Source organism: Pseudomonas sp. LB3P31 (assembly GCF_054897945.1).
Genome location: NZ_CM142710.1, coordinates 5,615,822 through 5,639,925, shown reverse-complemented (window position 1 = coordinate 5,639,925; position 24,104 = coordinate 5,615,822). Strand labels below are relative to the sequence as shown.

General features: G+C 60.9%; 26 protein-coding genes, 2 pseudogenes and 1 riboswitch. Of the genes and pseudogenes, 14 read left to right on the top strand and 14 right to left on the bottom strand.

Annotated elements, in window-relative coordinates; all coding sequences use genetic code 11:
- The first annotated feature begins 49 nt into the window (after positions 1 to 49).
- A complete protein-coding gene (locus ACYZTK_RS25675) occupies positions 50 to 568 on the top strand; it encodes a transporter suffix domain-containing protein (RefSeq protein ID WP_462012386.1) in 519 nt (172 codons plus the stop codon).
- A gap of 4 nt (positions 569 to 572) precedes the next feature.
- Here ACYZTK_RS25675 and ACYZTK_RS25670 read toward each other — a convergent pair whose 3' ends face one another.
- A complete protein-coding gene (locus tag ACYZTK_RS25670; RefSeq protein ID WP_462012385.1) occupies positions 573 to 1,586 on the bottom strand; it encodes a GlxA family transcriptional regulator in 1,014 nt (337 codons plus the stop codon).
- A 170-nt stretch (positions 1,587 to 1,756) separates the two neighbouring features.
- Here ACYZTK_RS25670 and ACYZTK_RS25665 point away from each other — a divergent pair, with 170 nt between their 5' ends.
- From ACYZTK_RS25665 to ACYZTK_RS25655, 3 genes are all read left to right on the top strand, one after another.
- Positions 1,757 to 2,197, top strand: coding sequence for a hypothetical protein (locus ACYZTK_RS25665; RefSeq protein ID WP_462012384.1), 441 nt, complete (start codon positions 1,757 to 1,759; stop codon positions 2,195 to 2,197).
- A 138-nt stretch (positions 2,198 to 2,335) separates the two neighbouring features.
- Positions 2,336 to 2,590, top strand: a complete 255-nt coding sequence (locus ACYZTK_RS25660; RefSeq protein ID WP_462012383.1) for a DUF6555 family protein — start codon at positions 2,336 to 2,338, stop codon at positions 2,588 to 2,590.
- A 75-nt stretch (positions 2,591 to 2,665) separates the two neighbouring features.
- Positions 2,666 to 2,905, top strand: a complete 240-nt coding sequence (locus ACYZTK_RS25655) for a hypothetical protein (RefSeq protein WP_462012382.1) — start codon at positions 2,666 to 2,668, stop codon at positions 2,903 to 2,905.
- 61 nt (positions 2,906 to 2,966) lie between these two features.
- Here the strand turns inward: ACYZTK_RS25655 and ACYZTK_RS25650 are convergent, their stop codons facing one another.
- Genes ACYZTK_RS25650 through ACYZTK_RS25640 form a run of 3 tightly spaced genes read right to left on the bottom strand, consistent with a single transcriptional unit; the run spans position 2,967 to position 4,881 of the window.
- Positions 2,967 to 3,815, bottom strand: coding sequence for a DUF3618 domain-containing protein (locus ACYZTK_RS25650; RefSeq protein ID WP_462012381.1), 849 nt, complete (start codon positions 3,813 to 3,815; stop codon positions 2,967 to 2,969).
- On the bottom strand, positions 3,812 to 4,243 hold the full coding sequence (locus ACYZTK_RS25645) for a phage holin family protein (protein WP_462012380.1): 432 nt from the start codon (positions 4,241 to 4,243) through the stop codon (positions 3,812 to 3,814). Before ACYZTK_RS25645 ends, ACYZTK_RS25650 begins: the two co-directional genes overlap by 4 nt.
- The gene (locus ACYZTK_RS25640) at positions 4,243 to 4,881 is read right to left on the bottom strand and encodes a hypothetical protein (protein ID WP_462012379.1); all 639 of its coding nucleotides are present in this window, start codon (positions 4,879 to 4,881) and stop codon (positions 4,243 to 4,245) included. The genes ACYZTK_RS25645 and ACYZTK_RS25640 overlap by 1 nt, the downstream gene beginning before the upstream one ends.
- 209 nt (positions 4,882 to 5,090) lie before the next feature.
- On the opposite strand from ACYZTK_RS25640, the pseudogene ACYZTK_RS25635 reads away from it, so the two are divergent.
- Positions 5,091 to 5,303: pseudogene (locus tag ACYZTK_RS25635) on the top strand (low affinity iron permease family protein); the annotation flags it as partial.
- A 115-nt stretch (positions 5,304 to 5,418) separates the two neighbouring features.
- On the opposite strand, the gene ACYZTK_RS25630 reads toward ACYZTK_RS25635, so the two are convergent.
- Positions 5,419 to 5,820, bottom strand: a complete 402-nt coding sequence (locus ACYZTK_RS25630; protein WP_462012378.1) for a VOC family protein — start codon at positions 5,818 to 5,820, stop codon at positions 5,419 to 5,421.
- A 188-nt stretch (positions 5,821 to 6,008) separates the two neighbouring features.
- Positions 6,009 to 6,203, top strand: a riboswitch (cobalamin riboswitch).
- A gap of 137 nt (positions 6,204 to 6,340) precedes the next feature.
- On the opposite strand from ACYZTK_RS25630, the gene ACYZTK_RS25625 reads away from it, so the two are divergent.
- From ACYZTK_RS25625 to ACYZTK_RS25615, 3 genes are read left to right on the top strand one after another with little or no spacing between them, the layout of a single operon-like run.
- On the top strand, positions 6,341 to 7,354 hold the full coding sequence (locus ACYZTK_RS25625; protein WP_462012377.1) for an ABC transporter substrate-binding protein: 1,014 nt from the start codon (positions 6,341 to 6,343) through the stop codon (positions 7,352 to 7,354).
- The gene (locus ACYZTK_RS25620) at positions 7,351 to 8,367 is read left to right on the top strand and encodes a FecCD family ABC transporter permease (RefSeq protein WP_462012376.1); all 1,017 of its coding nucleotides are present in this window, start codon (positions 7,351 to 7,353) and stop codon (positions 8,365 to 8,367) included. The genes ACYZTK_RS25625 and ACYZTK_RS25620 overlap by 4 nt, the downstream gene beginning before the upstream one ends.
- Entirely contained in the window at positions 8,364 to 9,137 is a 774-nt protein-coding gene (locus ACYZTK_RS25615; RefSeq protein WP_462012375.1) for an ABC transporter ATP-binding protein, read from the top strand. Before ACYZTK_RS25620 ends, ACYZTK_RS25615 begins: the two co-directional genes overlap by 4 nt.
- Positions 9,138 to 9,147: 10 nt before the next feature.
- Here the strand turns inward: ACYZTK_RS25615 and ACYZTK_RS25610 are convergent, their stop codons facing one another.
- Positions 9,148 to 10,248, bottom strand: a complete 1,101-nt coding sequence (locus ACYZTK_RS25610; protein WP_462012374.1) for a polyamine ABC transporter substrate-binding protein — start codon at positions 10,246 to 10,248, stop codon at positions 9,148 to 9,150.
- A gap of 82 nt (positions 10,249 to 10,330) precedes the next feature.
- Positions 10,331 to 11,143 (bottom strand): carbon-nitrogen hydrolase family protein, encoded by an 813-nt coding sequence (locus tag ACYZTK_RS25605; RefSeq protein ID WP_462012373.1) that lies wholly within the window; start codon positions 11,141 to 11,143, stop codon positions 10,331 to 10,333.
- Between the two features lie 795 nt (positions 11,144 to 11,938).
- On the opposite strand from ACYZTK_RS25605, the gene ACYZTK_RS25600 reads away from it, so the two are divergent.
- Entirely contained in the window at positions 11,939 to 12,286 is a 348-nt protein-coding gene (locus tag ACYZTK_RS25600; protein WP_462012372.1) for a DUF6124 family protein, read from the top strand.
- A gap of 63 nt (positions 12,287 to 12,349) precedes the next feature.
- Here ACYZTK_RS25600 and ACYZTK_RS25595 read toward each other — a convergent pair whose 3' ends face one another.
- The gene (locus ACYZTK_RS25595) at positions 12,350 to 13,681 is read right to left on the bottom strand and encodes an aminotransferase-like domain-containing protein (RefSeq protein WP_462012371.1); all 1,332 of its coding nucleotides are present in this window, start codon (positions 13,679 to 13,681) and stop codon (positions 12,350 to 12,352) included.
- A gap of 82 nt (positions 13,682 to 13,763) precedes the next feature.
- Here ACYZTK_RS25595 and ACYZTK_RS25590 point away from each other — a divergent pair, with 82 nt between their 5' ends.
- The 3 genes from ACYZTK_RS25590 (at position 13,764) to ACYZTK_RS25580 (ending at position 15,961) form a co-directional block, all read left to right on the top strand.
- Entirely contained in the window at positions 13,764 to 14,660 is an 897-nt protein-coding gene (locus ACYZTK_RS25590; RefSeq protein ID WP_462012370.1) for a DMT family transporter, read from the top strand.
- 63 nt (positions 14,661 to 14,723) lie between these two features.
- On the top strand, positions 14,724 to 15,632 hold the full coding sequence (locus ACYZTK_RS25585) for an alpha/beta fold hydrolase (RefSeq protein ID WP_462012369.1): 909 nt from the start codon (positions 14,724 to 14,726) through the stop codon (positions 15,630 to 15,632).
- Between the two features lie 23 nt (positions 15,633 to 15,655).
- Positions 15,656 to 15,961 (top strand): NIPSNAP family protein, encoded by a 306-nt coding sequence (locus tag ACYZTK_RS25580; protein ID WP_462012368.1) that lies wholly within the window; start codon positions 15,656 to 15,658, stop codon positions 15,959 to 15,961.
- Positions 15,962 to 15,997: 36 nt separating this feature from the next.
- Here ACYZTK_RS25580 and ACYZTK_RS25575 read toward each other — a convergent pair whose 3' ends face one another.
- Positions 15,998 to 16,669, bottom strand: coding sequence for a DUF2268 domain-containing putative Zn-dependent protease (locus tag ACYZTK_RS25575; protein ID WP_462012366.1), 672 nt, complete (start codon positions 16,667 to 16,669; stop codon positions 15,998 to 16,000).
- 81 nt (positions 16,670 to 16,750) lie between these two features.
- Between ACYZTK_RS25575 and ACYZTK_RS25570 the strand changes: the two genes are divergently transcribed.
- On the top strand, positions 16,751 to 18,163 hold the full coding sequence (locus ACYZTK_RS25570; RefSeq protein WP_462012365.1) for a M15 family metallopeptidase: 1,413 nt from the start codon (positions 16,751 to 16,753) through the stop codon (positions 18,161 to 18,163).
- A 3-nt stretch (positions 18,164 to 18,166) separates the two neighbouring features.
- On the opposite strand, the gene ACYZTK_RS25565 is transcribed toward ACYZTK_RS25570, so the two are convergent.
- The 5 genes and pseudogenes from ACYZTK_RS25565 to ACYZTK_RS25545 form a co-directional block, all read right to left on the bottom strand.
- Positions 18,167 to 18,625: a GNAT family N-acetyltransferase gene (locus tag ACYZTK_RS25565; protein ID WP_462012364.1), complete on the bottom strand. Its 459-nt coding sequence runs from the start codon at positions 18,623 to 18,625 to the stop codon at positions 18,167 to 18,169.
- 591 nt (positions 18,626 to 19,216) lie between these two features.
- Positions 19,217 to 20,179: pseudogene (locus ACYZTK_RS25560) on the bottom strand (sterol desaturase family protein); the annotation flags it as partial.
- A gap of 111 nt (positions 20,180 to 20,290) precedes the next feature.
- On the bottom strand, positions 20,291 to 20,824 hold the full coding sequence (locus ACYZTK_RS25555; protein WP_462012362.1) for a cysteine hydrolase family protein: 534 nt from the start codon (positions 20,822 to 20,824) through the stop codon (positions 20,291 to 20,293).
- A gap of 83 nt (positions 20,825 to 20,907) precedes the next feature.
- Positions 20,908 to 22,635: a gamma-glutamyltransferase gene (gene ggt / locus ACYZTK_RS25550; RefSeq protein ID WP_462012361.1), complete on the bottom strand. Its 1,728-nt coding sequence runs from the start codon at positions 22,633 to 22,635 to the stop codon at positions 20,908 to 20,910.
- A gap of 355 nt (positions 22,636 to 22,990) precedes the next feature.
- On the bottom strand, positions 22,991 to 23,437 hold the full coding sequence (locus ACYZTK_RS25545) for a hemerythrin domain-containing protein (RefSeq protein WP_462012360.1): 447 nt from the start codon (positions 23,435 to 23,437) through the stop codon (positions 22,991 to 22,993).
- Positions 23,438 to 23,583: 146 nt separating this feature from the next.
- Between ACYZTK_RS25545 and ACYZTK_RS25540 the strand changes: the two genes are divergently transcribed.
- Entirely contained in the window at positions 23,584 to 24,015 is a 432-nt protein-coding gene (locus ACYZTK_RS25540) for a GNAT family N-acetyltransferase (RefSeq protein ID WP_462012359.1), read from the top strand.
- Positions 24,016 to 24,104 lie beyond the last annotated feature (89 nt).

Below are 24,104 nucleotides of genomic sequence, written 5' to 3'. Positions count from 1 at the left end.
CCAGGTGAGCACGCATGTGATCCGAATCCGCCAAAAAGAGGTGAAAACCATGGACTCCGTTCCTCCCACAGCGGCGCCCCATTCGGCCGGCTGGCGATTTAAACTGGGCATCGCGATCATCTGCGTGATGGCGGGTTCCTGGCTGCTGGTGCCGATTCTTGCCGCAGCCGGGGTCCCCGGCTCGAGGATCGCGGCGCTGACTGGGGTGTTGTTTATCAGCAACAAAGTGCTGCTGCTTCTGGTCATTGCAATCATGGGCAAGTCGGGGTTTCAGCAGCTCAAGCGCAGTCTGTTCGGCTACGTGACTTCACTGACACCGAGTATGGACACCGAAGTCGGCACCTGGCGCCATCGCATCGGCATCGTGATGTTTTGCCTGCCGTTGATTTCGGCCTTTCTGGAACCCTACGTCGACAGCATCTGGCCCGGCCTGCGCCCCAATCTGTGGCAGCTGCAGGCGCTGGGTGATGCCATGCTGATTGCCAGCTTTTTCGTGTTGGGCGGCAACTTCTGGGAGAAATTGCGCGCACTGTTCATCAGGACCGCGCGGATTACCAACCCCGGGTGATCAGTCACTTGACCAGACGCTTTTCCTTTGAAGGCCGGTAGCCAAAATAGGCGCTGTAGCACTTGCTGAAATGACTCGGCGACACAAACCCGCAGGCCACCAGCACCTCCACCTGGGACAACTCGGTGTGCTGCAGCAGCCGCCGCGCCTCGGTGATGCGCAGCTCCAGGTAATAACGTTGCGGCGTGGTGCCCAGTTGCTCCTTGAACAGGCGCTCAAGCTGGCGCCGTGACCGACCGGCGTACACCGCCAGTTGCTCCAGCTCCAGCGGCTCTTCGAGATTGGTATCCATGAGTTTGACCACTTCGCGCAAGGGCGCGCTGACGCAGATATTTTCCGTCGGCTTGATCCGCCGGTAACGCGACTCCTCGAACGCCAGGATGTCCTCGACGCCTTCGACCAGGGCTTTGTCGTACAACCCCTTGATCCAGTCCAGGGCCATATGAAACGCCCCTGAAGGGCTGGACGCGGTGAGTCGGTCGCGATCGATGACGTAGGGTTCGCTACTGACCTGGGTCGCCCGGGCAATCTCCGCCAGCGCCGGACGGTGTTCCGGATGGATGGCGCAACGGTAGCCGTCGAGCAGGCCCGCCTTGCCGAGAAACCAGGCACCGTTCCACAATCCTGCGAGCATCACACCCTGTTCTGCGGCGGACTTCAGCAGTGTAATGAATGCTTCATTGGCCTTGAGTTCGGTGCGATAACCGCCACACACCACCAGCAGGTCCAGCGCCTTGAGCGCAGCACAGTCGATACGGGAATCCGGGCGAATAACCAGCCCCAGATCACTGACCACCTCGCTTTCACTCAAGCCAAACGTACGGGTGGTAAATACACCGGGGCGCAGCAGATTGGCAGTGATAAGCGTATCCAGCACCTGAGTGAAGGCCGGTAGCGAGAAATTCTCGAGCAGCACAAAGCCAGTGCGCACCACTTGCGGCGCGGCGCTGGGGTTGTCATTCAGATAACGAAGGTTCTTGCCCTTCACACCTGCGCTGAACTGGCGTCGTTCGATCAATGCTCGACCTGCTGTGTGCCAAAAATCAACACGTTATGGGGTGCGCTGGCAAAGCGCAATGCCTACACCAGCACAAACAACTGCTCTTTCTGCAGGCGTATTCCAATGCTACGCTTTCCAGGCGTCGTTCGAGCTGATGCCAGGTCAGCCACCCAGTCGAGAGTGTTGCCATGAAGCCGATCCTGATAAGTGCAATCACCCTGGCGATGGTCGGCACGCTGACCTATTCCCTGTTGCAGTGGCGCGATGTGCAGAATCACACCCAGGAATTACGCTGCGGTGAAGCCAGGCAAACGTTGAAAGGTATCGAAGTGCGGGCGCGGGCATTGGCGGCGGGACTGTCCGTGGATGCATATGCCAAGGCCGAGGAAGACGACGTGGCCAAACTCGTCGTCGCCCTGGACGCTGCAAAGAGTGATGTCGAGATTGATTCGGTCATGGAGTCCCACGCCTCGGCAATCGGCGCGGAGGACGCGGCGATTGATGCCGAGGTCGATGGCCGGGGGAACCAGGCTTTCCTCGAACAACGCATGCGCAGGCAGCGCATCCCGGTCGACGTCAAACAGGAGCTGGAACGCGCCGCCAAGGCGGTAAAACTCATCTGCAGCTAAGCCTGCCGGCTGCGTCCTCCAGACCTGCAAAAAGTGCATTTTATTTCCTGAAAATAACAGCTTAAGGTCGCTGGTAAATTCGTTTGAATTTTTTCTGACACCGCCACTCCTTTGTCTATGAGCATAAGGAGGGTCCTCATGAACAGCACCGGTCTCTACATCATTGAATACCTGCTCCACGGAGAGCGGAGGTCTTTCATCATCCGGGCAAAAGTGATGAACAACCGCGATGCCTGGCACTGGGCGAGTTGCGATGCCGGCATCGCGCCCATCCCCAAGCCCGGGAGGCCGCCGCTCAAGGTGGTCTCAAGGCCCCAGGCGGAAAAATTCGGAGTGGCCGAAGTGCGTTGGCGCGAGTCGGCCAAGCTGGACTGGACGGAAACGATCGCTTGATGACCGACGGTGAAAAATCTCGAACTCCACCTGCACTGCTGCATCCAATTTGAAAGCCAATGGAGGAATTGCGACATGAGCAGTAACGACCGTTTGAAAGATGGTGAAGCCCGAGTGACACCCAACGCCCCGCCCACAGATACCTCGGGCAAGCCGGTGGATGTGGTGCGCAGGGACATTGAGGACGGGGACGACGATACCCGTGGTGTTGACGAAGTGATCACACCCACTTCAACCCGCACCAGAGAGCAGGATGCCGAAGAGCTGCAGAAGAAAACCGCCGAGATCGAACGCAAAGTGGCCGATGGCAATTGACCACTCGCGAGACGCAAAAAAAGGGAGGCCCATAGCAGGCCTCCCTTTTTCATCTCCGCTGTCAGGAAGTACCCATGCCCCGCGACAAGTCCGCCGGCCCCTCGGACGCCGTACGTTGTTGCCCATTCGGCGTGCTGTTCATCTCCGCCTGGCCAGCCGTTGGCGCATCCGCGTGATCGGTGGTTTTGGTCACGGTATCGCGCACCGCTTCAAACCCTTCCCGGGCGGTTTGCTTGACCTTGTCCGTCAGCCCCGCACTGGTCTTGCCTAGATAGCGTTGCTCTGTCGCGGTCGAGGGAATCGCGGCGCCCAGAAGCGCACCCAACGCGATACCCGCAGCAGCCACCATCAGTGGCTGTTCCTTGAGCAAACGACTGAACTGATCACCCGCCGCCTGTGCGCTGTGCACCAGCCGATCACTGGCGTCATGCATGGCATGGCTGACATTGTCGGTGGCGTTGCCCAAGCTGTCAGTCAGGTGGGCGGCCTTGCCCTTGACCGACTGATAGCCCTCTTTTACCGAATCTGCGGTGTGGTGCATGCGGTCCCGAGCGCTGTCGATGCCATCCGACACGCCATCGACCCATTCACCCACCTTGTTCTGATCCGGCCCGGTCCGATAGCCGACACTCGGGCTGGGAGGACGATTCTGGCTCATCATCAGCCACAGCAAACCGACTGACGTCAGCACCGCAGGCACCGGATTGTTGCGCACGCTAGTGCCCAGGTTGGAGAGAAATGCAGTGCCGTTGCCCTGCATCACGCCCCAGGCCTGGTCGAACATCTGCCCCGGAGTGAACTTGCTTTCCAGGGCATCGACGATGTTGCCGATGCTGGCGCGCTGGGCGTCTATTTCACGCTCGATGGCTTCCGGGCTTTTTTCCGATTCCAGTTCGAATTCGCTTTTCATGAGACTTTCCTCCGCAGCGCTTCCTGGTCCTTGTTCAAGGCGTCCAGGGTGCGATCAGGCTTTAAGTGGGATGGATCGAATTGTTTTTTGCCGGATTGCAGCATGGCGAATCCGATGATCATCACCACCACCCCGACAATCAGCGCCGCGAGCCAGGGCGCCATCACCATCGCCAGCGCGTAAACCGCTGACAGCAGCAGGATAATGAAGCCCGCCAGCAGCACAATTGCACCGCCGGCCACCCCGGCAATCCCGGCCTTGAGGGTGGTGACGCTGGCCTGCAACTCGGCCTTGGCCAGCGCCAGTTCCTTGGTGAACAGCGCTGGCACTTCACGGGACAGCTGGCGCAACAGGCCGACCACCGAAGCGTCGGTTTCAACCACGGGCAGCGGTCTGGTGCCCGGCAGATCTGGGTCTTCTCTGTTCATCACAATGCTCCCTTGAAGTCATTCGAACCTGGAGTCGCTGGGGTCGCGAAGTCCGTTGGGTGGTCCTGCTCGCCGGGAGCGGACGGCGTGATGCCGGTGTCCAGCCCGGCATTTGAGGCCACTGAGGTTTCGTAGGGCCGATGGGCACCGAAACCACCGGATGGGGGCATGGAGCTGCCGCCTGCGGGGTTTTTATCCGGGCTGGCAGTGTAGGCGGCCGTGGTGCCCGCCTTGAGGAATCGCGACAGGCCGAAGCCCAGCGCGACGCTGCCGGCGAGGAAAAGCGCGGGATTGTTGCGCGCCAGGTCGGCGGCGTCATGCAGCAACTGCTCGGCGCTTTTGCCGCGCAGATTGCCGGCCAGCCCGGTCATGGATTCCGCCATGTCGGCCAGGTAGTCGGACATACCCAGGGTGTCCTTGTCCTCGATTTCCGAGACAAAGGATTTGGCCCCTTTGGCCAACGCTTCGATCTGGTCGGCTGCGGTATCACGGTACTGCCCGAACTGCGCATCCGCTTGCTGTCTGGCGTCGCCGATCGCCTCGGTGACGCCCTCCTTCAAATGTTGAAAATCGGCCTCCGGTTTGCCGGAGCCCTGATGATCGTTCTGACCTTCAGTCCTGCTGTCTGGAATATTCATGACGTCCCTCGCCTTTCAAAAAGTGCGTTATCGGGTTCGCCACGACGTATTCGCAGCCCCCCTCAGTTCAGATGACGGAGGTGCATTAACAGGAGTTCCAACAAAATGATGAGCGACGCAATGCGCCCGGATGACTGAACAAGCGGTCTGAAAGGCGCATAAATAAAAAGAATTTAGAGGAATACCCGCGGTCTACGCCTGACTTCCCAATCGTGACCTTCTTAATGGTGTTCCTGATCCAGAACACCCAGAACCGCGACAACGACATTTTGCATCTGAAGATCGATGAGCTGATCCGCGCCACCAAGGAAGCGCAGAATGCGACCTTGTCGCTGGACAAGATGGGCACTCGGGAGCTTAGGAAGTTGCGCAAGCATTACAGCTCGCTGGGGGATGTGGAGGCGATTCAGCTGGATGATTGATCACGGCTGATGTAGCTATCGCGAGCAGGCTCACTCCTACAGGGATTTGGGCCAGGCACAGGTATCGGGCACACCAACGATCCCCTGTAGGAGTGAGCCTGCTCGCGATTGGTTGTCACTCCAACCCATCCGCATGCACAAAGCACAACTTATTGCCCTCCGGATCCCGGCAGTACGCGCCGAAATAATCCGGCGAGTAATGCGCGCGTATCCCGGGGGCGCCCTCATCTGTCGCTCCCCCGGCAATCGCCGCAGACCAGGCGGCCTGCACCTGATCGCGCGAGCGACAGGCAAAGCTGACCTGGGTGCCATTGCCCCAGTTGGCAGGTAACCCGTTGTAGGGCAGCTGGATGAAAAACTGTGGCCAGCTCTTGCCCGGATACTGCCAGCCCGAACCGGGCGGGCCGCCGTCGTTTTCGTCGGGCATGCGCTCCAGGCCCAGGGGTTGCAGGACTGCGTCGTAGAAGGTGGTCATGGCGACGAGATCGCGGGCGCCGATGATGATGTGGCTGAACATGGGGGCTCCTGGGATGGGCTGTTTTTGGGGATCGCGTTCAGTGTGATTAGCTTAGAGGCAAGATCAAAAGATCGCAGCCTCGTTGCACTCGTCAGCTCCTACGGGGGGACGGGACACGTTGCGGTCGCCGCTGCCGGCGATTTTGAGTGGGGGCGCGATCACACAGATTCCCCAAGTACCACCTGATCGACTACCATGCCGCCGCCGGTTTCCACATGGGATTAATAGGGAATCCGTGATGCTCTCGCAGCATCAAACGGAACTGCCCCCGCAACTGTAGGTGCTGAGCCTGCTCCACGACTGCCACTGGGATTTTTCCCGGGAAGGCCGGAGCCAGGTGATGACGCGCCAGTCAGGAGACCTGCCGGCCAAGCAAATTACTAACCGGCGGGGTGTCCGGGGAGGACATCCTTGCCGCGCGCGTCACCTTGGTGACAGGCCTTGCACTGCCCCGGCGGCAGCGTTCGATGATGTGTTTCCAGACCCTGCTACGTGTACGGTTGTTTCTGGAGATCGCCTCATGCTGCTGCCTCGCTTCGCTGCCCTCATCACTGGCCTCGGCCTGTGCGCCCTCGCCCAGGCGACACCGACCCCATATCCCCTGACGGTAGAAAACTGCGGCAGCACGCTGACCTTCCAGCATGCCCCTGCCCGGGCCGTGACCATCGGCCAGGCCGGCACGGAAATGCTCTACGCCATGGGCCTGAGCGACCGGCTGGTGGGAACTTCGCTATGGTTCAACGATGTGCTGGGCCGCTACCAGAGCGAGAACGACCGGATCGAACGCCTGGCCGACAACGAGCCGAGTTTTGAAGCGGTCATTGGCAAGCGCCCTGAGCTGGTGGCCGTCGAGCTGGAGTGGATGGTCGGCCCGCAAGGTGCGGTCGGCACCCGCGAGCAGTTTGATGAGCTGAATATTCCGACCTATCTGATGCCTTCCGACTGCGAAGCCAAGGACAATCTGGTCGGGGCCGACGGCACCCGCCTGGAAGCGTTCCGCATCGACAGCCTGTACAAGAGCGTCCACCAGCTGGCAGAAATCTTCGATGTGCAGGAGCGTGGCCAGCAGTTGACGGCCGAGCTGAAGGCGAGCCTGGCGAAGTCGATTGCCTTGGTCCAGTACAAGGACCTCAAGCACACCAGCGCGCTGTTCTGGTTCTCCAGCGCCAGCCTCGATATCGACCCCTACGTCGCCGGCCACAAGGGCATTCCCGACTTCATGCTCAACACCCTGGGCGTGCGCAACGTGGTGCAGTCCGATGAAGAATGGCCAACGGTGGGCTGGGAAACCATCGCCAAGGCCAACCCGACATTCCTGGTGATTGCCCGCATGGACCGTCGCCGGTTTCCCGCCGACGATCATGAAAAGAAACTGGCGTTCCTGCGCAGCGATCCGGTGACCCGCAACATGGACGCGGTGAAAAACAACCGCATCATCATCCTCGACGCGATGGCGATGCAGGCCAGCCTGCGGATGTTCGATGGCCTGGAAACCCTGGCCACCGCGATCAATGGCTACGACCTGCCAAAATGACCAGGTCGCTGATTCGCACGCTGTTGGCCTTCATGACCTTGCTCTTGGCAGTGGTCGCCGGCGTGGCCATTGGTGAAACGCCGATCGAGCCGGGCGTGGTGTTCAAGGTATTGGCCAACAAATTGTGGGCGGCCGGTCATGTGCTCGACCCGATCGACGAGGGCATCGTCTGGAACTACCGTCTGACCCGGGCGCTGGTGGCCGCGGCGTGTGGTGCGGGGCTGGCAACCTGCGGGGTGATCCTGCAGTCGCTGCTGCGCAATCCATTGGCAGACCCCTACTTGCTGGGCATTTCTGCCGGGGCATCCACGGGTGCGGTGCTGGTGGCGCTGCTGGGTGTGGGCGCCGGGGCGATTTCATTGTCCGTCGGGGCCTTTGCCGGAGCCGTCGCGGCCTTTGTCCTGGTGATTCTGCTGGCGCGGGTCAGCGGTTCGTCCAGTGGCACCGGGCAGATCATTCTGGCGGGCATTGCCGGCTCGCAGCTGTTCAACGCGCTTACGGCATTTCTGATCACTAAATCCGCCAGTTCCGAACAGGCGCGCGGCATCCTGTTCTGGTTGCTGGGCAACCTCAGCGGGGTGCGCTGGCCGTCAGTGTGGTTGTCGGTGCCCGTGGCCCTGTTCGGCCTCGCGGTGTGCCTGTGGCACCGGCGGGCGCTGGACGCTTTCACCTTCGGGGTCGACTCTGCGGCGTCCCTCGGCATTCCGGTGCGGCGGGTCCAGATAGTGCTGGTGGGCTGCGCAGCGCTGGTGACCGCGGTGATGGTGTCGATCGTCGGCTCCATCGGCTTTGTCGGGCTGGTGATTCCCCATGCCGTGCGCCTGTTGCTCGGCACCCGCCATGCGCGACTGCTGCCTGCCAGTGCACTGGGTGGCGCGCTGTTCCTGATTGCGGCTGATGTGTTGTCGCGCACGTTGATCAAGGGCCAGGTGATTCCGGTCGGGGTGATCACCGCATTGGTGGGCGCGCCGGTGTTTGCGTTGATCCTGGTCGGGCGGAGGAATGCGCGATGACGCCTGACGAGGTTGTACTGAGCTGTGCTGGGCTGGGCTTCAACGTGCGCGAGGCGCAGCTGCTGCATGAGGTCGATTTGCAGATTCACCGCGGGGAAACCCTGGGCATCGTCGGGCCGAACGGGTCTGGCAAATCCACTTTGCTGAAGTTGCTTGCCGGGGTGCGCGAGCCTTCCAGGGGCGAGGTGTTGCTGGGTGAGGCGCGCCTCAAGGAGCTGCCGCGCCGAACGATCGCGCAAACCCTGGCGGTGGTCGAACAGCAGGCCGATACCGACGACGCGATCAGCGTGCTGGACGCTGTTTCATTGGGCCGCACGCCCTGGCTGTCAGCGTTGCGCCCGTGGTCGCGGGAGGACGCGCAGATCGTCCGGCAGGCGCTGGTGGACGTCGACGCGGCGCACTTGAAAACCCGCACCTGGCGCGGCCTCTCCGGGGGTGAGCGCCAGCGCGTGCACATCGCCCGGGCGCTCGCCCAGCGACCGCAAATCCTGCTGCTGGATGAGCCCACCAATCACCTCGACATTCAGCATCAGCTGTCTATCTTGCAGGTGGTGCAAGCGCTGCCGGTGACGACGGTGATTGCCCTGCACGACCTCAACCAGGCCCTCACCTGCGATCGCCTCGTCGTGTTGGAACGGGGTCGGCTGGTAGCGCTGGGCGAGCCGCTGGAGGTGCTCACTCCCAAGCGCCTGCAGGACACCTTCGGCGTGCAGGCGCATTACCTGGTCGACCCGTTCGATGGCGCGCAGATCCTGCGGTTTCGCGGTTGAACTGCAGCCATCAGGTTCCACTTTTGACCTTGGTCCAGACCCGGGTGCGGATGCGCTCGGTCTTCAGTGGCAGCGGTTGTCCGGGGAACAACGTGGCCAGGGTCGCGGCCGACGGATAGGCGCCAGGGTTGTTGCGCAGCACCTCATCGACCAGCGGCGTCGCGCTCTTGTTGGCGTTGGGGTAGCCCAGGTAGTTCGAGCTTTTGGCAATCACCTCGGGACGCAGCATGTAGTTGATGAAACGCATACCCTGGGGCAAGTGAGGCGCATCCTTGAGCAGCACCAGGTTCTCCACCCACACCGACGAACCCTCTTTGGGAATGCGATAGACCAACTGGCGCCCGTTGCCCGCCTTTGCCACCGCCACCTGGGCGTCATGCACCCCGCCAGACCAGGCGACCACCGCGCAGATATTGCCGTTGGCCAGGTCGGTGATGAACTTTGAAGAGTCGAAGTAGGTGATGTACGGGCGGATCTTCAGCAACAGCGCCTCGGCCTTGCGATAGTCTTCCGGGTTCTGGCTGTCAGGCGGCAAGCCCAGGTAGTGCAAGGCGATGGGGATGATCTCGCCCGGGGAGTCGAGCATCGCCACGCCGCACTGGGCCAGCTTGGCGATGTTTTCTTCCTTGAAGATCAGGTCCCAGGAATCCACCGGGGCGTCCGCGCCCAGCACTTTTTTGATCTGTTCCACGTCATAGCCGATGCCGGTGGTGCCCCACAGGTACGGGATCGCGTACCGATTGCCCGGGTCGTTGATCGCCACCTTGGCGAGGATTTCGGGGTCCAGATTGGCGCGGTTGCTCAACTGGCTGGTGTCCAGCTCCTGCAGCACCCCGGCCTTGATCAGATTGGGCAATACGTCCGCCGTGACCACCACCACGTCGTAGCCGGTCCGCCCGACCATCAGCTTGCTCTGCATGACTTCGGAGCTGTCAAAGGTATCGAGCACCATGGAGATGCCGCTGTCCTTCTGGAATTCCTTGGGCGCGTCGGGAGCGATGAAGTCGTACCAGTTGTAGAGATTCACGCTCGGGGCATCGGCCCAGCTCGTACCCAGGTTCGAACCGCAGAGCAGAACCAGGCCAACGTGCAGCAATCGCTTGAAATTCATGAGGTGCTCCTGGCTGATCTGTCCTCGAAAAAACACATCAGCAGCTGTCATTGTTTTTATCGTTGAGCTTCGAATCCGCTGTCTAGGGGATCAACCATTCGCGACGACCGTCCGGGTGTTCGAGCAGCTCGCCTGGCAGGCCAAAACGCTTTTCCGTGTGGTAGTCGTACAGCGCGCGGGCCGCAGCAATTCGCGCCATGTCCAGCTCCACCACCTGGCGGCATTCCTGCGCGCCGGCTTCCAGCAGGCGCTGGCCGAAGGGGTCGACCACGGTGCTGCCACCGGCATAGGTTTCGCCATCGCCCTCACCCACCCGGTTGACCATGACCGCAAACACCTGGTTTTCCTGAGCCCTGGCTGCCACCGCAGTGTGATGCACCGGACCGTACGGATGCATGTTGCCGTCGCTGATCAGGATCAGCTGCGCGCCCAGTTCAGCCAGGGCCCGGGCGCTTTCCGGGAACTCGATGTCGTAGCAGATCAGCAGCCCCACGCGCACGCCGCGCCATTGCACCGTGGCGTAGCGGTCACCCGGCAGCACCAGGCCCGGCTCTGACACCCACAGGTGCGTCTTGCGATACCGCAACGCGATGCCTTGCGGGGTGATGAACAACAGGGTGTTGTAGAACTGCTCGCCATCGCGCTCGATCAGCCCCACGACCACCGCGATATCCTGCTCGCGGGCAGCCTGGCAGACCGCCTGGACGCTCGGCCCGGTCAGCGGCTCGGCCAGTGCGGCAATGTTGTCGCGATCGAGAAAGCCGGTGATCTGCGACTCGGGAAAGATCACGATATCGCTGTCGGGCGCACAGGCGGCAATCGCGTCCAGGGTGCGCTGCAGGTTGTGGGCGACATCGCCATCGCGACCCGCCAGCTGTATGAGTTCAAGCTTCATTGTCAGACCTTTGAGGTGAAGTACGTCCCGGCCAGGAAACGGATGACTTTTGCCTGAGGCCAGGCAAGTATGCGGATCGGCAAAAAAATTCCTATCACGCTGAGTGAGTAACCCCAGGGGGTAGACGATGGGCTTGACCCTTGTGCGGACAACTCTGGTCCAATGTAGGAGTGAGCCTGCTCGCGATTGCGGTGGGTCAGCTGACACAAATATTGGATGTGCCGGCCTCATCGCGAGCAGGCTCACTCCTACAGGGAATGTGCGATGGGCGCGGGAGTGGGATGTTTCCGAGACTGGTGTAGGAATTGTTTAGGCTAGCGTTGCTGGGTGACCGGGAAATTTCGGGTCTTGGCCAGCCGCTGGGTAGTTGGTTTAGAGTATTGGCGAGTAGTGTTTACTGGGTGTTAGCGGATAAATGGTCGATTTGATCTGTCGTGAATCTGGAAGCCAGTAACGGCTTGTTTAATTGCCCTGCAGATTACTTCCTGAAAGCTACAGTGCATTGCGCCGTTGCCTACAAGTACGCCAGAATCCGCCGGCTTGTGCGGCCTGGGGTCGGTCGGTAACTTCAGTCGGGTCACTGATTCGCAGTGATCGGGTTTAGTCGCCCGGATAGTTCCCTACGGTTGCACCCCTGTCATCCAGTCAGGTATCTGCCTGCACTTGATGGTGGCTGTGCGCATGGCGTCTTCGGGCGCGCCGGGTTTGGGTACTTTACCGGTCGACTAACTTGCGCATAGCCGCCTCCCTTTCGTTTAGTCGCGAGATGGTAGCGGCCCACTAAGGGAAGTGCCCATGTTCAAAGTTACGCCAAATCCGCCAATCGCTGATCCGGCAGCACCATCCGAAGATCGCGATTTCGTTAATCCCCCTGATGCCAACGATCGCGTACCTACTACGGCCGACATAAAAGCCACGCCACACAAACTCTGCACCCTCTTCACCGTCAACCCCGACCTCGATACCGAAACCCTGCTGGCCTATGCATGCGAGTCGCTGGCGTCGGCCAATGTCATGGCCACTGATCTGGTGGATCACTTGGAGGGCCAATCGCGTAATGCGCTGTTGGGGATTGCGCAGGTCATCATGCTGGGGGAGTTGGTCGTGAATCGGGTGTTGGATCGGGTTGAGGCTGCGGATTAAAAATCAAAAGATCGCAGCCTGCGGCAGCTCCTACAGGGCTGCGATCTTTTGGTCTTGAACCACCTACGAATACAACCCCACCATCCACTTAACTCGCACCAACGCCACCTCAAGCGTTTCGATATCCACCGACCCCAACGCCAACCGAATCGCATGGGGCACATGCACCGATGTAGCAAACGGCTCCGCCGTCGATACAGCGATATTCTCCTCCATCAACGCCTTGGTGATCTGGTCCGCCCGGGCATCTTCGGCCAACGGCAGCCACAGAAAATACGATGACGGATGGCTCACGCAGCGCAACCCATCCAAAGCGCGCAGCGCGACAATCTGTCTGGCCTGCGCGTCCGCCCGCTTCTCGGCTTCCAGCTGCATCACCGTGCCATCGTCCAGCCATGCGCAGGCGATCGCGGTCATTACGCCCGGGGTGTTCCAGGTGGTAGACCTGATCGCTCGCTCAATGGCCGCCACCCTGTCGAGGGGCGCCGCGACGAAACCCACACGCAGCCCGGTGGCGATGCTCTTGGATAAACCGGACACGTACACAGTCCGCTCCGGCGCCAAGGTGAACAGCGGTGGCGGCGGGTTTTCGGCGAGGAACGCGTAGGCCGCGTCCTCGATAATCAGCAGTCCATGCTTGCGCGCAACCCCCACCAACTGCTCACGCTGCCCGGCAGGCATCACCCAGCCTAGCGGATTGTGCAGCGTCGGCATGCTGTACACCGCCCTCACCCGCCGGCTGCGGCAGAGCTTTTCCAGTGCCTCAAGATCCGGCCCATCTGCACCGCAGGGGATTGGCGCGATTTCCAGGTGCAACGCTTCGGCCAGCACCTTGAAGCCCGAATAGGTCAAGGCGTCTGCGGCGATCACGTCACCCGGCTTGAGCAAAGCCATCATCGTCACCGCGAGGCCATGCTGGGCACCGCTGACCATCAGCACCTGATCCGCGTCGACGTTCAACCCGCGCTCGCCCAAATGACGCGCCACCGAAGCACGCTCGTGCAGGCGCCCCGCATGCGGCTGGTAACGCAGCAGTGCCTCCAGATCCCCCCCAGCGGCCAACTGGCGCAACGCACTGCGCAGCATCTCGCCCTGCCCCGGCAACGACGGATAGTTGAAGTTGAGATCGATCATGCCGGCCGCGACGTCCTGCTGATCGATGCCCAGATTCGGTGGCAGCGATGTTTCCCTGACAAAGGTGCCGCGCCCGGTCTCGCCACTGACCAGACCCATGGCTTCGAGCTCGCCGTAGACCCGGCTCGCGGTCACCAATGCCAAGCCTTCGCTCGTCGCCAGTTGGCGGTGAGTCGGCAAGCGAGTGCCCGGCAGCAGGCGACCGGCACGGATATCGGCGGCGAAGGTATCGACCAGAGATTTGTAACGCGAGCGCGGCATGCGAGATGTATCCATGACAATTTTTTGATTGTTCTTGATTCTCGACCCTAGGATGCAATTCTGCAAATGTGAGTGTGACGAAATGGAACGTGCATCGAACCTGCAAAACCCCGGCCTGGAAAAGACCTCCAGCGGCTGGCTCAACGGTTTCATCGGCGTGTTGATCTTCAGCGGCTCACTGCCTGCCACCCGGCTGGCGGTGTTGCAGTTCGATCCTGTGTTCCTGACGGTGGCCCGCGCCAGCATCGCCGGAGTCCTGGCGCTGTGCATGCTGTGGCTGTTCCGGGAACAGCGCCCTGCCCGGCAGCAACTGCTGCCCCTGGCAATCGTTGCGCTGGGCGTGGTTTTGGGATTCCCGTTACTGACGGCGCTGGCATTGCAGTACGTGACGTCCGCCCACTCGATTGTTTTCGTCGGCCTGCTGCCGCTGGCCACGGCGGTGTTCGGCGTGTTGCGCGGCGGTGAACGCCCGCGCCCGGTTTTCTGGTTGTTCTCGATTCTGGGCAGCTCGCTGGTGGTCGGCTTCGCCCTGGCCCAAGACGTGAGCGCCTCGCCCATCGGCGATTTGCTGATGTTGGCGGCGATCCTCGCCTGTGGCCTTGGGTATGCCGAAGGCGCAAAACTGTCCAGGACACTCGGTGGCTGGCAAGTGATCTGCTGGGCACTGGTGCTGTCGTTGCCGGTGATGGCGCCGCTGGCCTGGTGGCTGGCGCCGCCGACCTTCTCGGGCATCACGCCCTCGGCGTGGGTGTGCCTGGGCTACGTGTCGATCTTCAGCATGCTGGTGGGCTTCGTGTTCTGGTATCGCGGGCTGGCTCAGGGCGGCATCGCAGCGGTCGGCCAGTTGCAGTTGCTGCAGCCGTTTTTCGGCCTGGCGTTGGCGGCCACGCTGCTGCATGAGCAAGTCAGCCTGGCCATGCTCGCGGTAACCGTCGCGGTGATCCTGTGTGTGGCCGGGGCGAAAAAGTTTTCCCGGTAACCGGTGCCAGCCTCGGCGGCGCGTCTAAGCTCAAGACTTCCGCCCTCCCTGGAATTTCCCCCTATGCTCCGCATTCTGTTGACCGCTGTTACGTTGTCGGCGCTGAGCCTCACGGCCCAGGCGCAGGTGCCTGCCTTTCCTGCCGGTTTCCAGACCCGGGACATTGCCGTCGAGGGCGTCAAGATGCACGTGCGCGTCGGCGGCAAGGGGCCGGCGGTGGTGCTGCTGCATGGCTTCGGCGATACCGGTGACATGTGGGCGCCGCTAGCCACGGACCTCGCCAAGGATCACACCGTGGTCGTGCCGGACCTGCGCGGCATGGGCCTGTCCTCGATTCCGGAGGGCGGTTACGACAAAAAGACCCAGGCTGCAGACATTCGTGGGGTGCTGGCGGCGCTGGACATCGATCACTCGGTGGTCATCGGCCACGACATCGGCACCATGGTCGCCTTTGCCTACGCCACGCGCTATCCGGAACGGACCGATAAACTGGTGGTGATGGACGCACCGGTGCCCGGCATTCCACCCTGGAACGACATCGTGCGCTCGCCAATGCTGTGGCATTTCGACTTCGGCGGGCCGGATGCGGAACGCCTGGTGGCCGGACGCGAACGTATTTACCTGGACCGGTTCTGGAACGAATTTGCCGGCGATCCGAGCAAAGTGGATGAAGAAACCCGCCAGCATTACGCCAAGCTCTACGCCCGCCCTGGCGCGATGCACGCGGCCTTCGCACAATTTCGCGCGATTCGCCAGGATGCCGTTGACAACGAGGCGTCGATGGCGAAAAAACTGACGATGCCGGTGTTGGCCATTGGCGGGGAAAAGTCCTTCGGCAACAATGAGGCGATCGTGATGCGCAATGCCGCAGAACACGTCACCGAGGCGGTAATTCCTGGCGCTGGGCACTGGTTGATGGAAGAAGCGCCGGGGCCCACGACTAAGGTGATTCGTGATTTCATAGCACCCTGATTGCCAATAACTGAGGAAAAATCGTGGTCACTTGTTATTTAAAATACGTGCTTGATCCCTATCAGCTGAAAGCTTTTGAGTACTACGCGAAGTTGTGGATTCCGCTGGTGGAAAAATTCGGCGGCCAGCATCACGGCTATTTCCTGCCTTCCGAGGGCGCGAACAATATCGCCATGGCGATGTTCACCTTCCCGAGCCTGGCGGAGTACGAGCGTTATCGCCAGGACTCGATGCAAGACCCCGAGTGCATCGCTGCTTTCAAGTACGCCGAGGAAACCAAGTGCATCCTCAGCTATGAGCGGAGTTTTTTCCGGCCGGTGTTTGGCTAAAACTTCGCGCCGTAGCCCGGGCAGGATCAGACGTTCCTAAAGCCCGGGCGACACCATCCCAGCCCCCACTGCCAAATCGATGATGTCACTTGCAGGGACGTTGATCCATGTCACTGCATCGATCTCGCCGGCCGCAGCCAGCCACTTCCCGACCATCTGATGACCCAGGGAATAGCCCAGCCATCTTGGGTGAATTCCCGTTCCGAAAAACCACGCGCTGTGGTCGTAGTGCGTGGCCTCGAGGGCTTGGCGATCGGCCGGAGTGCGCAGCAGCTCGGCACAGTTCACCGCCCTCTCCCAGGGTTCCGCTTCGCTCCCCAGTAAATGCTGCACGAACTGCCCGGCCAAGCCCTCGCTGACCAAAGCCTCGCCAAGCGTCCAACCGTAACCAGGACCGGCCATGCGCAGGCAGTGATGAACCTCATGGATGATCTGCCGGTGCAGCGTGCCGTTGCGCAGGCTCCCTAGAAAATTCGGGTTGGCCGGATCGAGGGTCATCGAGAACATGCTGCTACGGTACGCGCGCCCGAGAATACCCATTTCCGCAATGGTTTCGCCGGGCAGTACCTGGAGCAGAATATCCAGACGCGGCGGCTCCAACAGACGCGAAAGGGTCTGATAAGCGGCAGCGAATTCGCCGGTCAGCTCGGCACGAAACTCGGCCAGATCGCCCGAGGCTTCCAGCCAATGCAGTGTCCACGAGTCCATTCATCTATCCCTCAGGTCATTGTGGAGGCTAAGCTCAGCCAGCCAAGCGGCCAATCATATCCAGCGGAAGCCACTCTGACCATGCGCCTGAGAACTGCAATCTTCGCCCTTGTTAATCTTGCCTTGGTGACCACGGCCAGCGCTGAGTCCCGGCCCGCGCACATGGTGTATTTGCGCACTGTCGATCCCAGCATCGAGCAGGACATCCGCTACGCCAGCGCCCACAATTTCACCGGGCACGCGCTGGATGGCTATGCCGCTGCCGAGTGTCTTCTGTCCCTGGAAACCGCCCAGGCCCTGGCCCGAGTGCAGACAAGCCTGCGCGCCGAGGGTTACGGTTTGAAGGTCTTCGACTGCTATCGCCCCAGCCGCGCGGTAGCCGACATGGGCCGCTTCGCGACGCAGCCGGGCGACCCGCGAAAGGCCGAGTTTTATCCGCAGGTGGACAAGCAGGACTTCTGGCGCCTGGGTTATGTGGCGCGGGTTTCCGGGCATTCCAAAGGCTCAACCGTTGACTTGACGTTGATCGGCCCGGGCGCACTGCCCGCTGCCAAATGGACGCCGGCGGCCACGCCGGTCGACTGCACGGCGCCCGTTGAACAGCGTTGGCACGACGGCGCGGTCGATATGGGCACCGGATTCGACTGCTTCGACGCGCGCGCACACACTGCCAGCACCGCGATCAATGCGACGGCACAAGCCAACCGCCAGCGGCTCACCAGCGCCATGGAAAAGGCAGGTTTTTCCGGCTACTCGAAAGAGTGGTGGCACTTCACCTACGCTGGCGCTGGGGCGAAAAGGGAGGTCATGGATTTTCCTGTCACCCCGCTGAGTACCCGCGAACTGATCGACGCCAGCCGGCAGTTGGTCGTGGTCACGGCCAAAAACTGGGATGACATCCAGGGCTATGCCCAGCGTTATGAACGCGAAGGCGGCAGCTGGCGCAAATCCGGCGAAGCCTTTGCGGTGGTGCTCGGCAAACGTGGTTTAGCCTGGGGCAAGGGTCCGTTCGAACCGGGCGCTGGCCCGGTCAAACGCGAAGGCGACGGCAAGGCTCCGGCCGGTGTATTCACCTTGGGAACGGCGTTCGGGTTCGATCCGACCGCGCCGACAAAATTGCCGTATCTGGCGCTGACACCGTCTACCGAATGCGTGGATGACGGTCAGTCAATTCGCTATAACGAACTGGTCGACGGCGCTGCCGTTGCCAGGGACTGGAACAGCTCCGAGCGCATGCGCAGCGAGGATGTGCTGTATCGCAAGGGTATCTTCATCGATCACAACACCCCGGCGACTGCTGGCGCAGGCTCATGCATTTTCTTCCACATCTGGCGCGGCCCCACTTCCCCGACAGCAGGCTGCACGGCCATGGACACGGCGGACATTTCCCGCCTGTTCAGCTGGCTGGAGCCTGCTCAGGCGCCACTGCTGGTGCAGATGCCCGAGGCGCAATACGAAGAGCTTCGCCCATCCTGGGGCCTGCCGGAACGCTGATGTTCAGCGCTGCTGCAGATCGAGGCAATAGGTGTAGTAACCCGTGTCTCGCACATAGCCCAACGACTCATACAGCCGCTGCGCGCCGAGGTTGTCGGTGGCGGTTTCCAGCACCATGGCTTTGCCGCCCGACAACACGACAAAAGAGCGCGCGGTGTTCATCAGCAACGTCCCCACGCCGCGACCGCGGGCATTGGGTGTGGTGAACAGGTCGCCGAGCAGCCAGGTGCGATGCGCGTCGATGGAAGAAAAGGTCGGGAACAGCTGGACGAATCCCAGCGCCTCGCCTGAGTCGTCCTGGGCGAGGAAAATCACCGATTCGTCCCGGGCGATGCGCTCGGCGATGAAGTCGCGCGATTGCGCCGGATTGGAGGGTTGGCGGTAGAACACGCGATAGGCGTCGAACAACGGAGCGATGAGGTCGAGGTGGCTGGCGTCGGCGCGCAGGGCCTGGAGGGACATGGTGAGTTGTCTCCTTGTGCGTGGATTCAGTATTGTTGGTAGGCAAGGATAGTAGATCAAAAGATCGCAGCCTCGTTTCTCTCGGCAGCTCCTACGGCTTGGCAAATTTCCTACGGCCCTCCTCCTGAAATGGACCTCAAATGAAAACCGACTGGCAACAAATCCGCGACATGATGAACACCGTCATCGACAGCTGTGAACAGCTCGAAGCCGCAGGTTTGCGCGAGGAGCATCGTGCCGCGACCGTGCACATCAACGGCGTCGATTGTACGGTCCAGGAATTCCTGATCAGCGCCTGGACCTTGCCGGAAAATATCCGCTACCAGATCATTCGCGAACGCCACGAAACCAGGGATGACCTGCCCTACGTACCCGAGGCGGCGCGGATTCTGGTGGCCATGGCGCAAGCATGCGCGGAGCTTGTGGGGGCCCGTGAAAGTGCTCCGGCCAAGACTGCCATTGCAGGGATGAATCATTGGTACAAGGCTTACGCGGTGCCCCATATGACGGCAGCCATTGAGCGTGCCACGAAGCCATCGGATGCTTAGTGTCGACGTCCGACATTCCTGCGCTCGATGGACCTGCAACGGGCGCGAATATCGGGCATAGTTTGCGGGCAACTTCCACAAACGGCGTGACTACCAAGCCATAGATCGTTCGGTATTGGCCCTGCCCCGGATCGCCGATACCAAACCGCAACGACTCCGGCTTCGAAGTGGTGACGTAGAGCGTGCCGAACACCCAGTCCCACAGCGACAGGTTTACCCCAAAGTTTTTGTTGAAGTGGCGCGGAGCATCGCTGTGATGAATCTGGTGCTGGGCCGGGCTGTTCAACACATGCTCGATCGCCGGCCCGAACGACAGCCACACGTGGCTGTGACGCAGGTTCGCCGCCAGCGCGTTGAGGATGAACACCAGGTAGGTCACGCCGAACAGGGTGTAGCGGCTGATCTGGCCGCCGCAGGCGTACCAGAACACCCCGGCAAAGGCGCCGACGACCAGGCTTATAGAGAGTTTCTCCAGCACTTTTTCCAGGAAATGCACGCGGCTGGCCGTCGCGGGTACCAGCACTTGCGCCGAATGGTGAACCTTGTGGAAAGCCCAGAGCCAGCGCGTATGAAAGGCGCGGTGAGCCCAGTAATGCGTGAAATCGCGCAATAGGAACACGCCCAGTCCGTAGAGCAGCGACAGTGCGAGGTGTTGCTGCAGTTGCGCGCGGGCGCCCCACAGGTTGGTGAAGAAGCCGACGTAGTCCGCCGAGCGCAGGATGTGCGGATCGACCAGGCCGATGATGGGCAGCACCAGCACCACCTTGAGGATGGCTCGCACGAAGTAGTAGCGATAATCGAGTAAGGCCGAGGGGTGAAAATGCACCCGGTTGCCACCGATGAAGTGCCAGAACGATGGTGCGTCAGTCAAGCAGCGCCGCTGGCGATAACGGAACATGCCGAAGGCGACGGAGTAGGACACGCACAGAAACACCAGGCCGAAGCGACCATTGAGATCGAAGATGCCAAGGAACTGATGAACAACGGGATCGATCACCCACGTCATCAAGTATCCGGAGAGAATCGCGACCACATCCACGACAGGTTCACCTCTGTCAAAGAACAACGTGGAGGAAGGGGCCAGGCAGCAAGTTCAGCCGCAGATCCGACGCCCGCCTCAGGGTTTGATTTTGTCGGCGGTAACGACGTCGATCCGGCCGACCGGGCCCGTCAGGTGGGCCAGGGTCTGGTTGTGTTCGGCGATGATGTCTTCGGCGGTGAGATTGCCGTTATCCACCGTGGAATGTGAATCGGCAGCGAGTACCACGTCGTAGCCCAGGGCGTGCGCCTGGCGGACAGTGGCATTTACGCAGTAATCGGTTTGCAGGCCGCAGATGATCAGGCGATCGACGTCGTGCTTGTCCAGCAACTTTTTCAGAGGGGTCTGGTAGAAGGAATCCCCGGTGGTCTTGCGTACTCGCAGGTCCTGGGGAGAGGTGTCGAGTCCCTTTGCCAGCTGCCAGCCTTCGCAGCCGTGTTGCAGCAGATCGCCCGGTTCTTCGTGCTGGATGAGAACCACCGGGATGCTCGCTTCCCGGGCCTTGCCGCTGAGGGAGTTGATGGTGGATATCACGCGCTGGATGTCGAAACATTCGTACTCGCCGGCGCACAAGGCTTGCTGTACGTCGATGATCAGCAGTGCGGTGGTCATGGGTTTCCTTCCTTGAATTGTCGGTGCTTTTACAAACAAAACGGGGGACAGAAGATAGATCTGTCCCCCTTTAAATACAACCCTCAATAACCGAGCGACAGCCCGGTATTACGCCGCGGATCGTTGGCCCCGTAGAAGCGGTTTTTACCCACCGGTTTGCCTTCCAGCGAAGGTGCGCCGACCAGGATCGCTGCCACGTGGTTGGCGTCTTGTGGCCCGGCGAATTTGTGGCCCATGCTTTCGAGCATCTTAACCGTGTCCGGACTGGTGGTGAAGGTCTCCAGATTGGTCTCTTCCGGCAACCACTGCTGGTGGAAACGCGGGGCATCGACCGCTTCCTGGATGTTCATCCCGTAGTCGATCACGTTGAGGATGGTCAGCAGGGTCGCAGTGATGATGCGACTGCCGCCGGGGGTGCCGACGACCATGACCACCTTGCCGTCCTTGGTGACGATGGTCGGGCTCATCGATGACAGCGGTGCCTTGCCGGGGGCGATGATGTTGGCCTCGCCCTGCACCAGGCCGTACATGTTCGGTACGCCGATTTTCGAGGTGAAGTCGTCCATTTCATCGTTGAGGATGACCCCGGTCTTGCTGGCCATGACGCCCGCGCCGAACCAGTCGTTGAGGGTGTAGGTCACCGAGACCGCGTTGCCCCATTTGTCGACGATGGAGTAATGGGTGGTGTTGCTGCCTTCATGGGGCGCAACGCCGGGCTTGATCTCCCGGGACACGCCGGCTTTTTTCGGATCGATGGCAGCGCGGATCTTGGTCGCGTAGTTCTTGTCCAGCAGGTGCTCGATCGGATTCTTCACGAAGTCCGGGTCGCCCAGATAGCTGTTGCGATCCACATAGGCGTGGCGCATGGCTTCGATCTGGTAGTGCATGCCCTCGGCCGAGCGGTAGCCCAGGTCCTTCATCGGGTAGCCGTCGAGGATGTTCATGATCTCGCAGATCACCACGCCGCCGGAGCTTGGCGGTGGTGCCGAGACCACGTGGTAACCGCGGTAGTCGCACTCCACCGGGGCCAGTTCGCGGGTCTTGTATTTGTCCAGGTCGGCCTGGGTGATGATGCCCTTGTTGGCCTGGCTGGAGGTGACGATGGCGTCGGCAACCCAACCTTTATAGAAGCCGTCAGCGCCCTTTTCGGAAATTTCCCGCAGGGTCCTGCCGAGGTCTTTCTGCACCAGTTTCTGGCCGACCTGCATCGGCTCGCCGTTGCTCAGGAAGATTGAACCCGAATCCTTGATGTCCTTCTTGAAGACGTCGGTGGCGTACTCCAGCATGTCAACGTCACCCGGCTCCAGGACAAAACCGTCTTCAGCAAGTTTGATCGCCGGGGCGATCACTTCCTTGCGCGGCTTGGTGCCGTATTTCGACAGGGCCAGTTCCATCCCCGACACGGTGCCCGGCACGCCGACCGCCAGATGGCCACGGGTGCTCAGGTCCGGAACGACATTGCCCTCTTTATCGAGGTACATGTCGGCGGTAGCCGCCAGCGGGGCTTTTTCGCGGAAGTCGAGGAAGGTCTTGCGCCCGTCTGCCAGCTGAATGGTCATGAAACCACCGCCGCCCAGGTTGCCCGCTGCGGGATACACCACCGCCAGCGCATAACCCACCGCGACTGCGGCGTCGACCGCGTTGCCGCCGTTCTTGAGCACATCGACGCCGACGTGGCTGGCCAGGTGCTGGGCGGTGACGACCATGCCGTTTTCGGCCGCGACCGGGGCGACGGAGGCTGCGTAAGCAGTGAGGCAGCTGAGCGCCAGGGAGGTCGCTATCAGCGATTTGGCAAAGGGTTCGAACTTCATGATTCGGTCTCTTTTTGTTTTGAGGTTCTGTGTAAACAGAGGGAGCGCTGCGAGAGCAGTAGGAAGTATGGTCGCGATTGCGTATTGCGCCTCCCTGGGGGTGGTGAATGGCGGGAATTCGCTTTCGATGGTTGTATCGGGGGATTGGCGAGCTGGGGAAAATGACCGGGTTTACCGGGGGGCTTGAGGCGAAGGCGTTGTTGTTGCGGTGAGGGGTTTCTGAGCTGATACATCACCCTGTAGGAGCTGCCGAAGGCTGCGATCTTTTGATCTTCGGCGGTCTATATGCGCGCTAGAGATCAAGATCAAAAGATCGCAGCCTTCGGCAGCTCCTACGGGGGTGCGGGCGACTATTTCAGGACGCTTGCTTCAACTGTTCGTCGAACTCCTTCAGATACTGCCCCGCCAACGTTTCCTTCTGCTTCTCGCTGAGCAATTTGCCGGCGCTCTGGAAGAATTTCTGCTCTTCTTCCTTCAAGTGATGATGAACCTTCTCGGACAATTTCTTCGCAGTGGCCAGCCAGGCCGGGCTGGACATCTCGGTTTCGTCCAGGGTCTCCATCATCTCGTCCATCTCGTGATGCTCGGAAATCGCGTGGCGGCTGAGGTCGACGCCGTTGTCGAACTCCATCAGCGGGATGTAGAAATGCCGCTCTTCAGCGGTTTCGTGAGCCTGCAGTTCGGCCTTCAGGCGCTTGTAGGCCTCGACCCGCTCCGGGGTATCGCCACTGGTCTGGATCAGCGCATCGGCGTAGGTACGTTGACGTTCGTGGCTTTCGCGCAAGGCTTCAAAAATATTCATGGTAGGTCCTCATCGGCTGCGTTCTCGAATGACGCTGTAAAGCCTAGACATTTGCGCTTGTGCGACAGTTCCCACGGAGAGCTGGATCAACCCAACCCTGCCGCGTTACGCTGCCCGACCTATTCATGGCCATAAGGATTTAGCTGATGACGCTACGCATCGAATCAACGCAAAACCCCACCGAAGATGAACACCAGGCGATTCTACTGCCGCTGCGCGCCTATAACGCCTCGAAAACCGGAATCACCAAACCGGAGCCGATTGCCCTGCTGGTGCGGGACGAAAACCAGCAGATTCTCGGCGGTTTGTATGGCCGGGTGTTTTACCAGTGGTTGTATATCGAGCTGCTGTCGGTGCCGGAGAGCGCCCGCGGGCAGGGCCTGGGCTCACGGCTGATGCAGATGGCGGAAGAGCACGCGCGGGAAAAGGAATGCGTGGGGATCTGGCTCGACACCTTTGAGTTCCAGGCGCCGGGGTTCTACCAGAAGATGGGTTATAGCGAGTTCGGGCAGATTGCGGATTACCCGCCGGGGCATAAACGTTTCTTCTTTCAGAAGCGCCTGATCAATACCGTCTGACCCGCCAGCCCCCTGTAGGAGTGAGCCTGCTCGCGATGCGTAGTGTCAGTCGACACTGATGTCGAATGATCTACCGTCATCGCGAGCAG

Excerpts from the sequence above, each read along its gene's own strand:
- ACYZTK_RS25675 (WP_462012386.1), top strand. The coding sequence starts at position 50 with ATGGACTCCGTTCCTCCCACAGCGGCGCCCCATTCGGCCGGCTGGCGA.
- ACYZTK_RS25665 (WP_462012384.1), top strand. The coding sequence starts at position 1,757 with ATGAAGCCGATCCTGATAAGTGCAATCACCCTGGCGATGGTCGGCACG.
- ACYZTK_RS25660 (WP_462012383.1), top strand. The coding sequence starts at position 2,336 with ATGAACAGCACCGGTCTCTACATCATTGAATACCTGCTCCACGGAGAG.
- ACYZTK_RS25655 (WP_462012382.1), top strand. The coding sequence starts at position 2,666 with ATGAGCAGTAACGACCGTTTGAAAGATGGTGAAGCCCGAGTGACACCC.
- ACYZTK_RS25650 (WP_462012381.1), bottom strand. The coding sequence starts at position 3,815 with ATGAAAAGCGAATTCGAACTGGAATCGGAAAAAAGCCCGGAAGCCATC.
- ACYZTK_RS25645 (WP_462012380.1), bottom strand. The coding sequence starts at position 4,243 with ATGAACAGAGAAGACCCAGATCTGCCGGGCACCAGACCGCTGCCCGTG.
- ACYZTK_RS25640 (WP_462012379.1), bottom strand. The coding sequence starts at position 4,881 with ATGAATATTCCAGACAGCAGGACTGAAGGTCAGAACGATCATCAGGGC.
- ACYZTK_RS25630 (WP_462012378.1), bottom strand. The coding sequence starts at position 5,820 with ATGTTCAGCCACATCATCATCGGCGCCCGCGATCTCGTCGCCATGACC.
- ACYZTK_RS25625 (WP_462012377.1), top strand. The coding sequence starts at position 6,341 with ATGCTGCTGCCTCGCTTCGCTGCCCTCATCACTGGCCTCGGCCTGTGC.
- ACYZTK_RS25620 (WP_462012376.1), top strand. The coding sequence starts at position 7,351 with ATGACCAGGTCGCTGATTCGCACGCTGTTGGCCTTCATGACCTTGCTC.
- ACYZTK_RS25615 (WP_462012375.1), top strand. The coding sequence starts at position 8,364 with ATGACGCCTGACGAGGTTGTACTGAGCTGTGCTGGGCTGGGCTTCAAC.
- ACYZTK_RS25610 (WP_462012374.1), bottom strand. The coding sequence starts at position 10,248 with ATGAATTTCAAGCGATTGCTGCACGTTGGCCTGGTTCTGCTCTGCGGT.
- ACYZTK_RS25605 (WP_462012373.1), bottom strand. The coding sequence starts at position 11,143 with ATGAAGCTTGAACTCATACAGCTGGCGGGTCGCGATGGCGATGTCGCC.
- ACYZTK_RS25600 (WP_462012372.1), top strand. The coding sequence starts at position 11,939 with ATGTTCAAAGTTACGCCAAATCCGCCAATCGCTGATCCGGCAGCACCA.
- ACYZTK_RS25595 (WP_462012371.1), bottom strand. The coding sequence starts at position 13,681 with ATGCCGCGCTCGCGTTACAAATCTCTGGTCGATACCTTCGCCGCCGAT.
- ACYZTK_RS25590 (WP_462012370.1), top strand. The coding sequence starts at position 13,764 with ATGGAACGTGCATCGAACCTGCAAAACCCCGGCCTGGAAAAGACCTCC.
- ACYZTK_RS25585 (WP_462012369.1), top strand. The coding sequence starts at position 14,724 with ATGCTCCGCATTCTGTTGACCGCTGTTACGTTGTCGGCGCTGAGCCTC.
- ACYZTK_RS25575 (WP_462012366.1), bottom strand. The coding sequence starts at position 16,669 with ATGGACTCGTGGACACTGCATTGGCTGGAAGCCTCGGGCGATCTGGCC.
- ACYZTK_RS25570 (WP_462012365.1), top strand. The coding sequence starts at position 16,751 with ATGCGCCTGAGAACTGCAATCTTCGCCCTTGTTAATCTTGCCTTGGTG.
- ACYZTK_RS25565 (WP_462012364.1), bottom strand. The coding sequence starts at position 18,625 with ATGTCCCTCCAGGCCCTGCGCGCCGACGCCAGCCACCTCGACCTCATC.
- ACYZTK_RS25555 (WP_462012362.1), bottom strand. The coding sequence starts at position 20,824 with ATGACCACCGCACTGCTGATCATCGACGTACAGCAAGCCTTGTGCGCC.
- ggt (WP_462012361.1), bottom strand. The coding sequence starts at position 22,635 with ATGAAGTTCGAACCCTTTGCCAAATCGCTGATAGCGACCTCCCTGGCG.
- ACYZTK_RS25545 (WP_462012360.1), bottom strand. The coding sequence starts at position 23,437 with ATGAATATTTTTGAAGCCTTGCGCGAAAGCCACGAACGTCAACGTACC.
- ACYZTK_RS25540 (WP_462012359.1), top strand. The coding sequence starts at position 23,584 with ATGACGCTACGCATCGAATCAACGCAAAACCCCACCGAAGATGAACAC.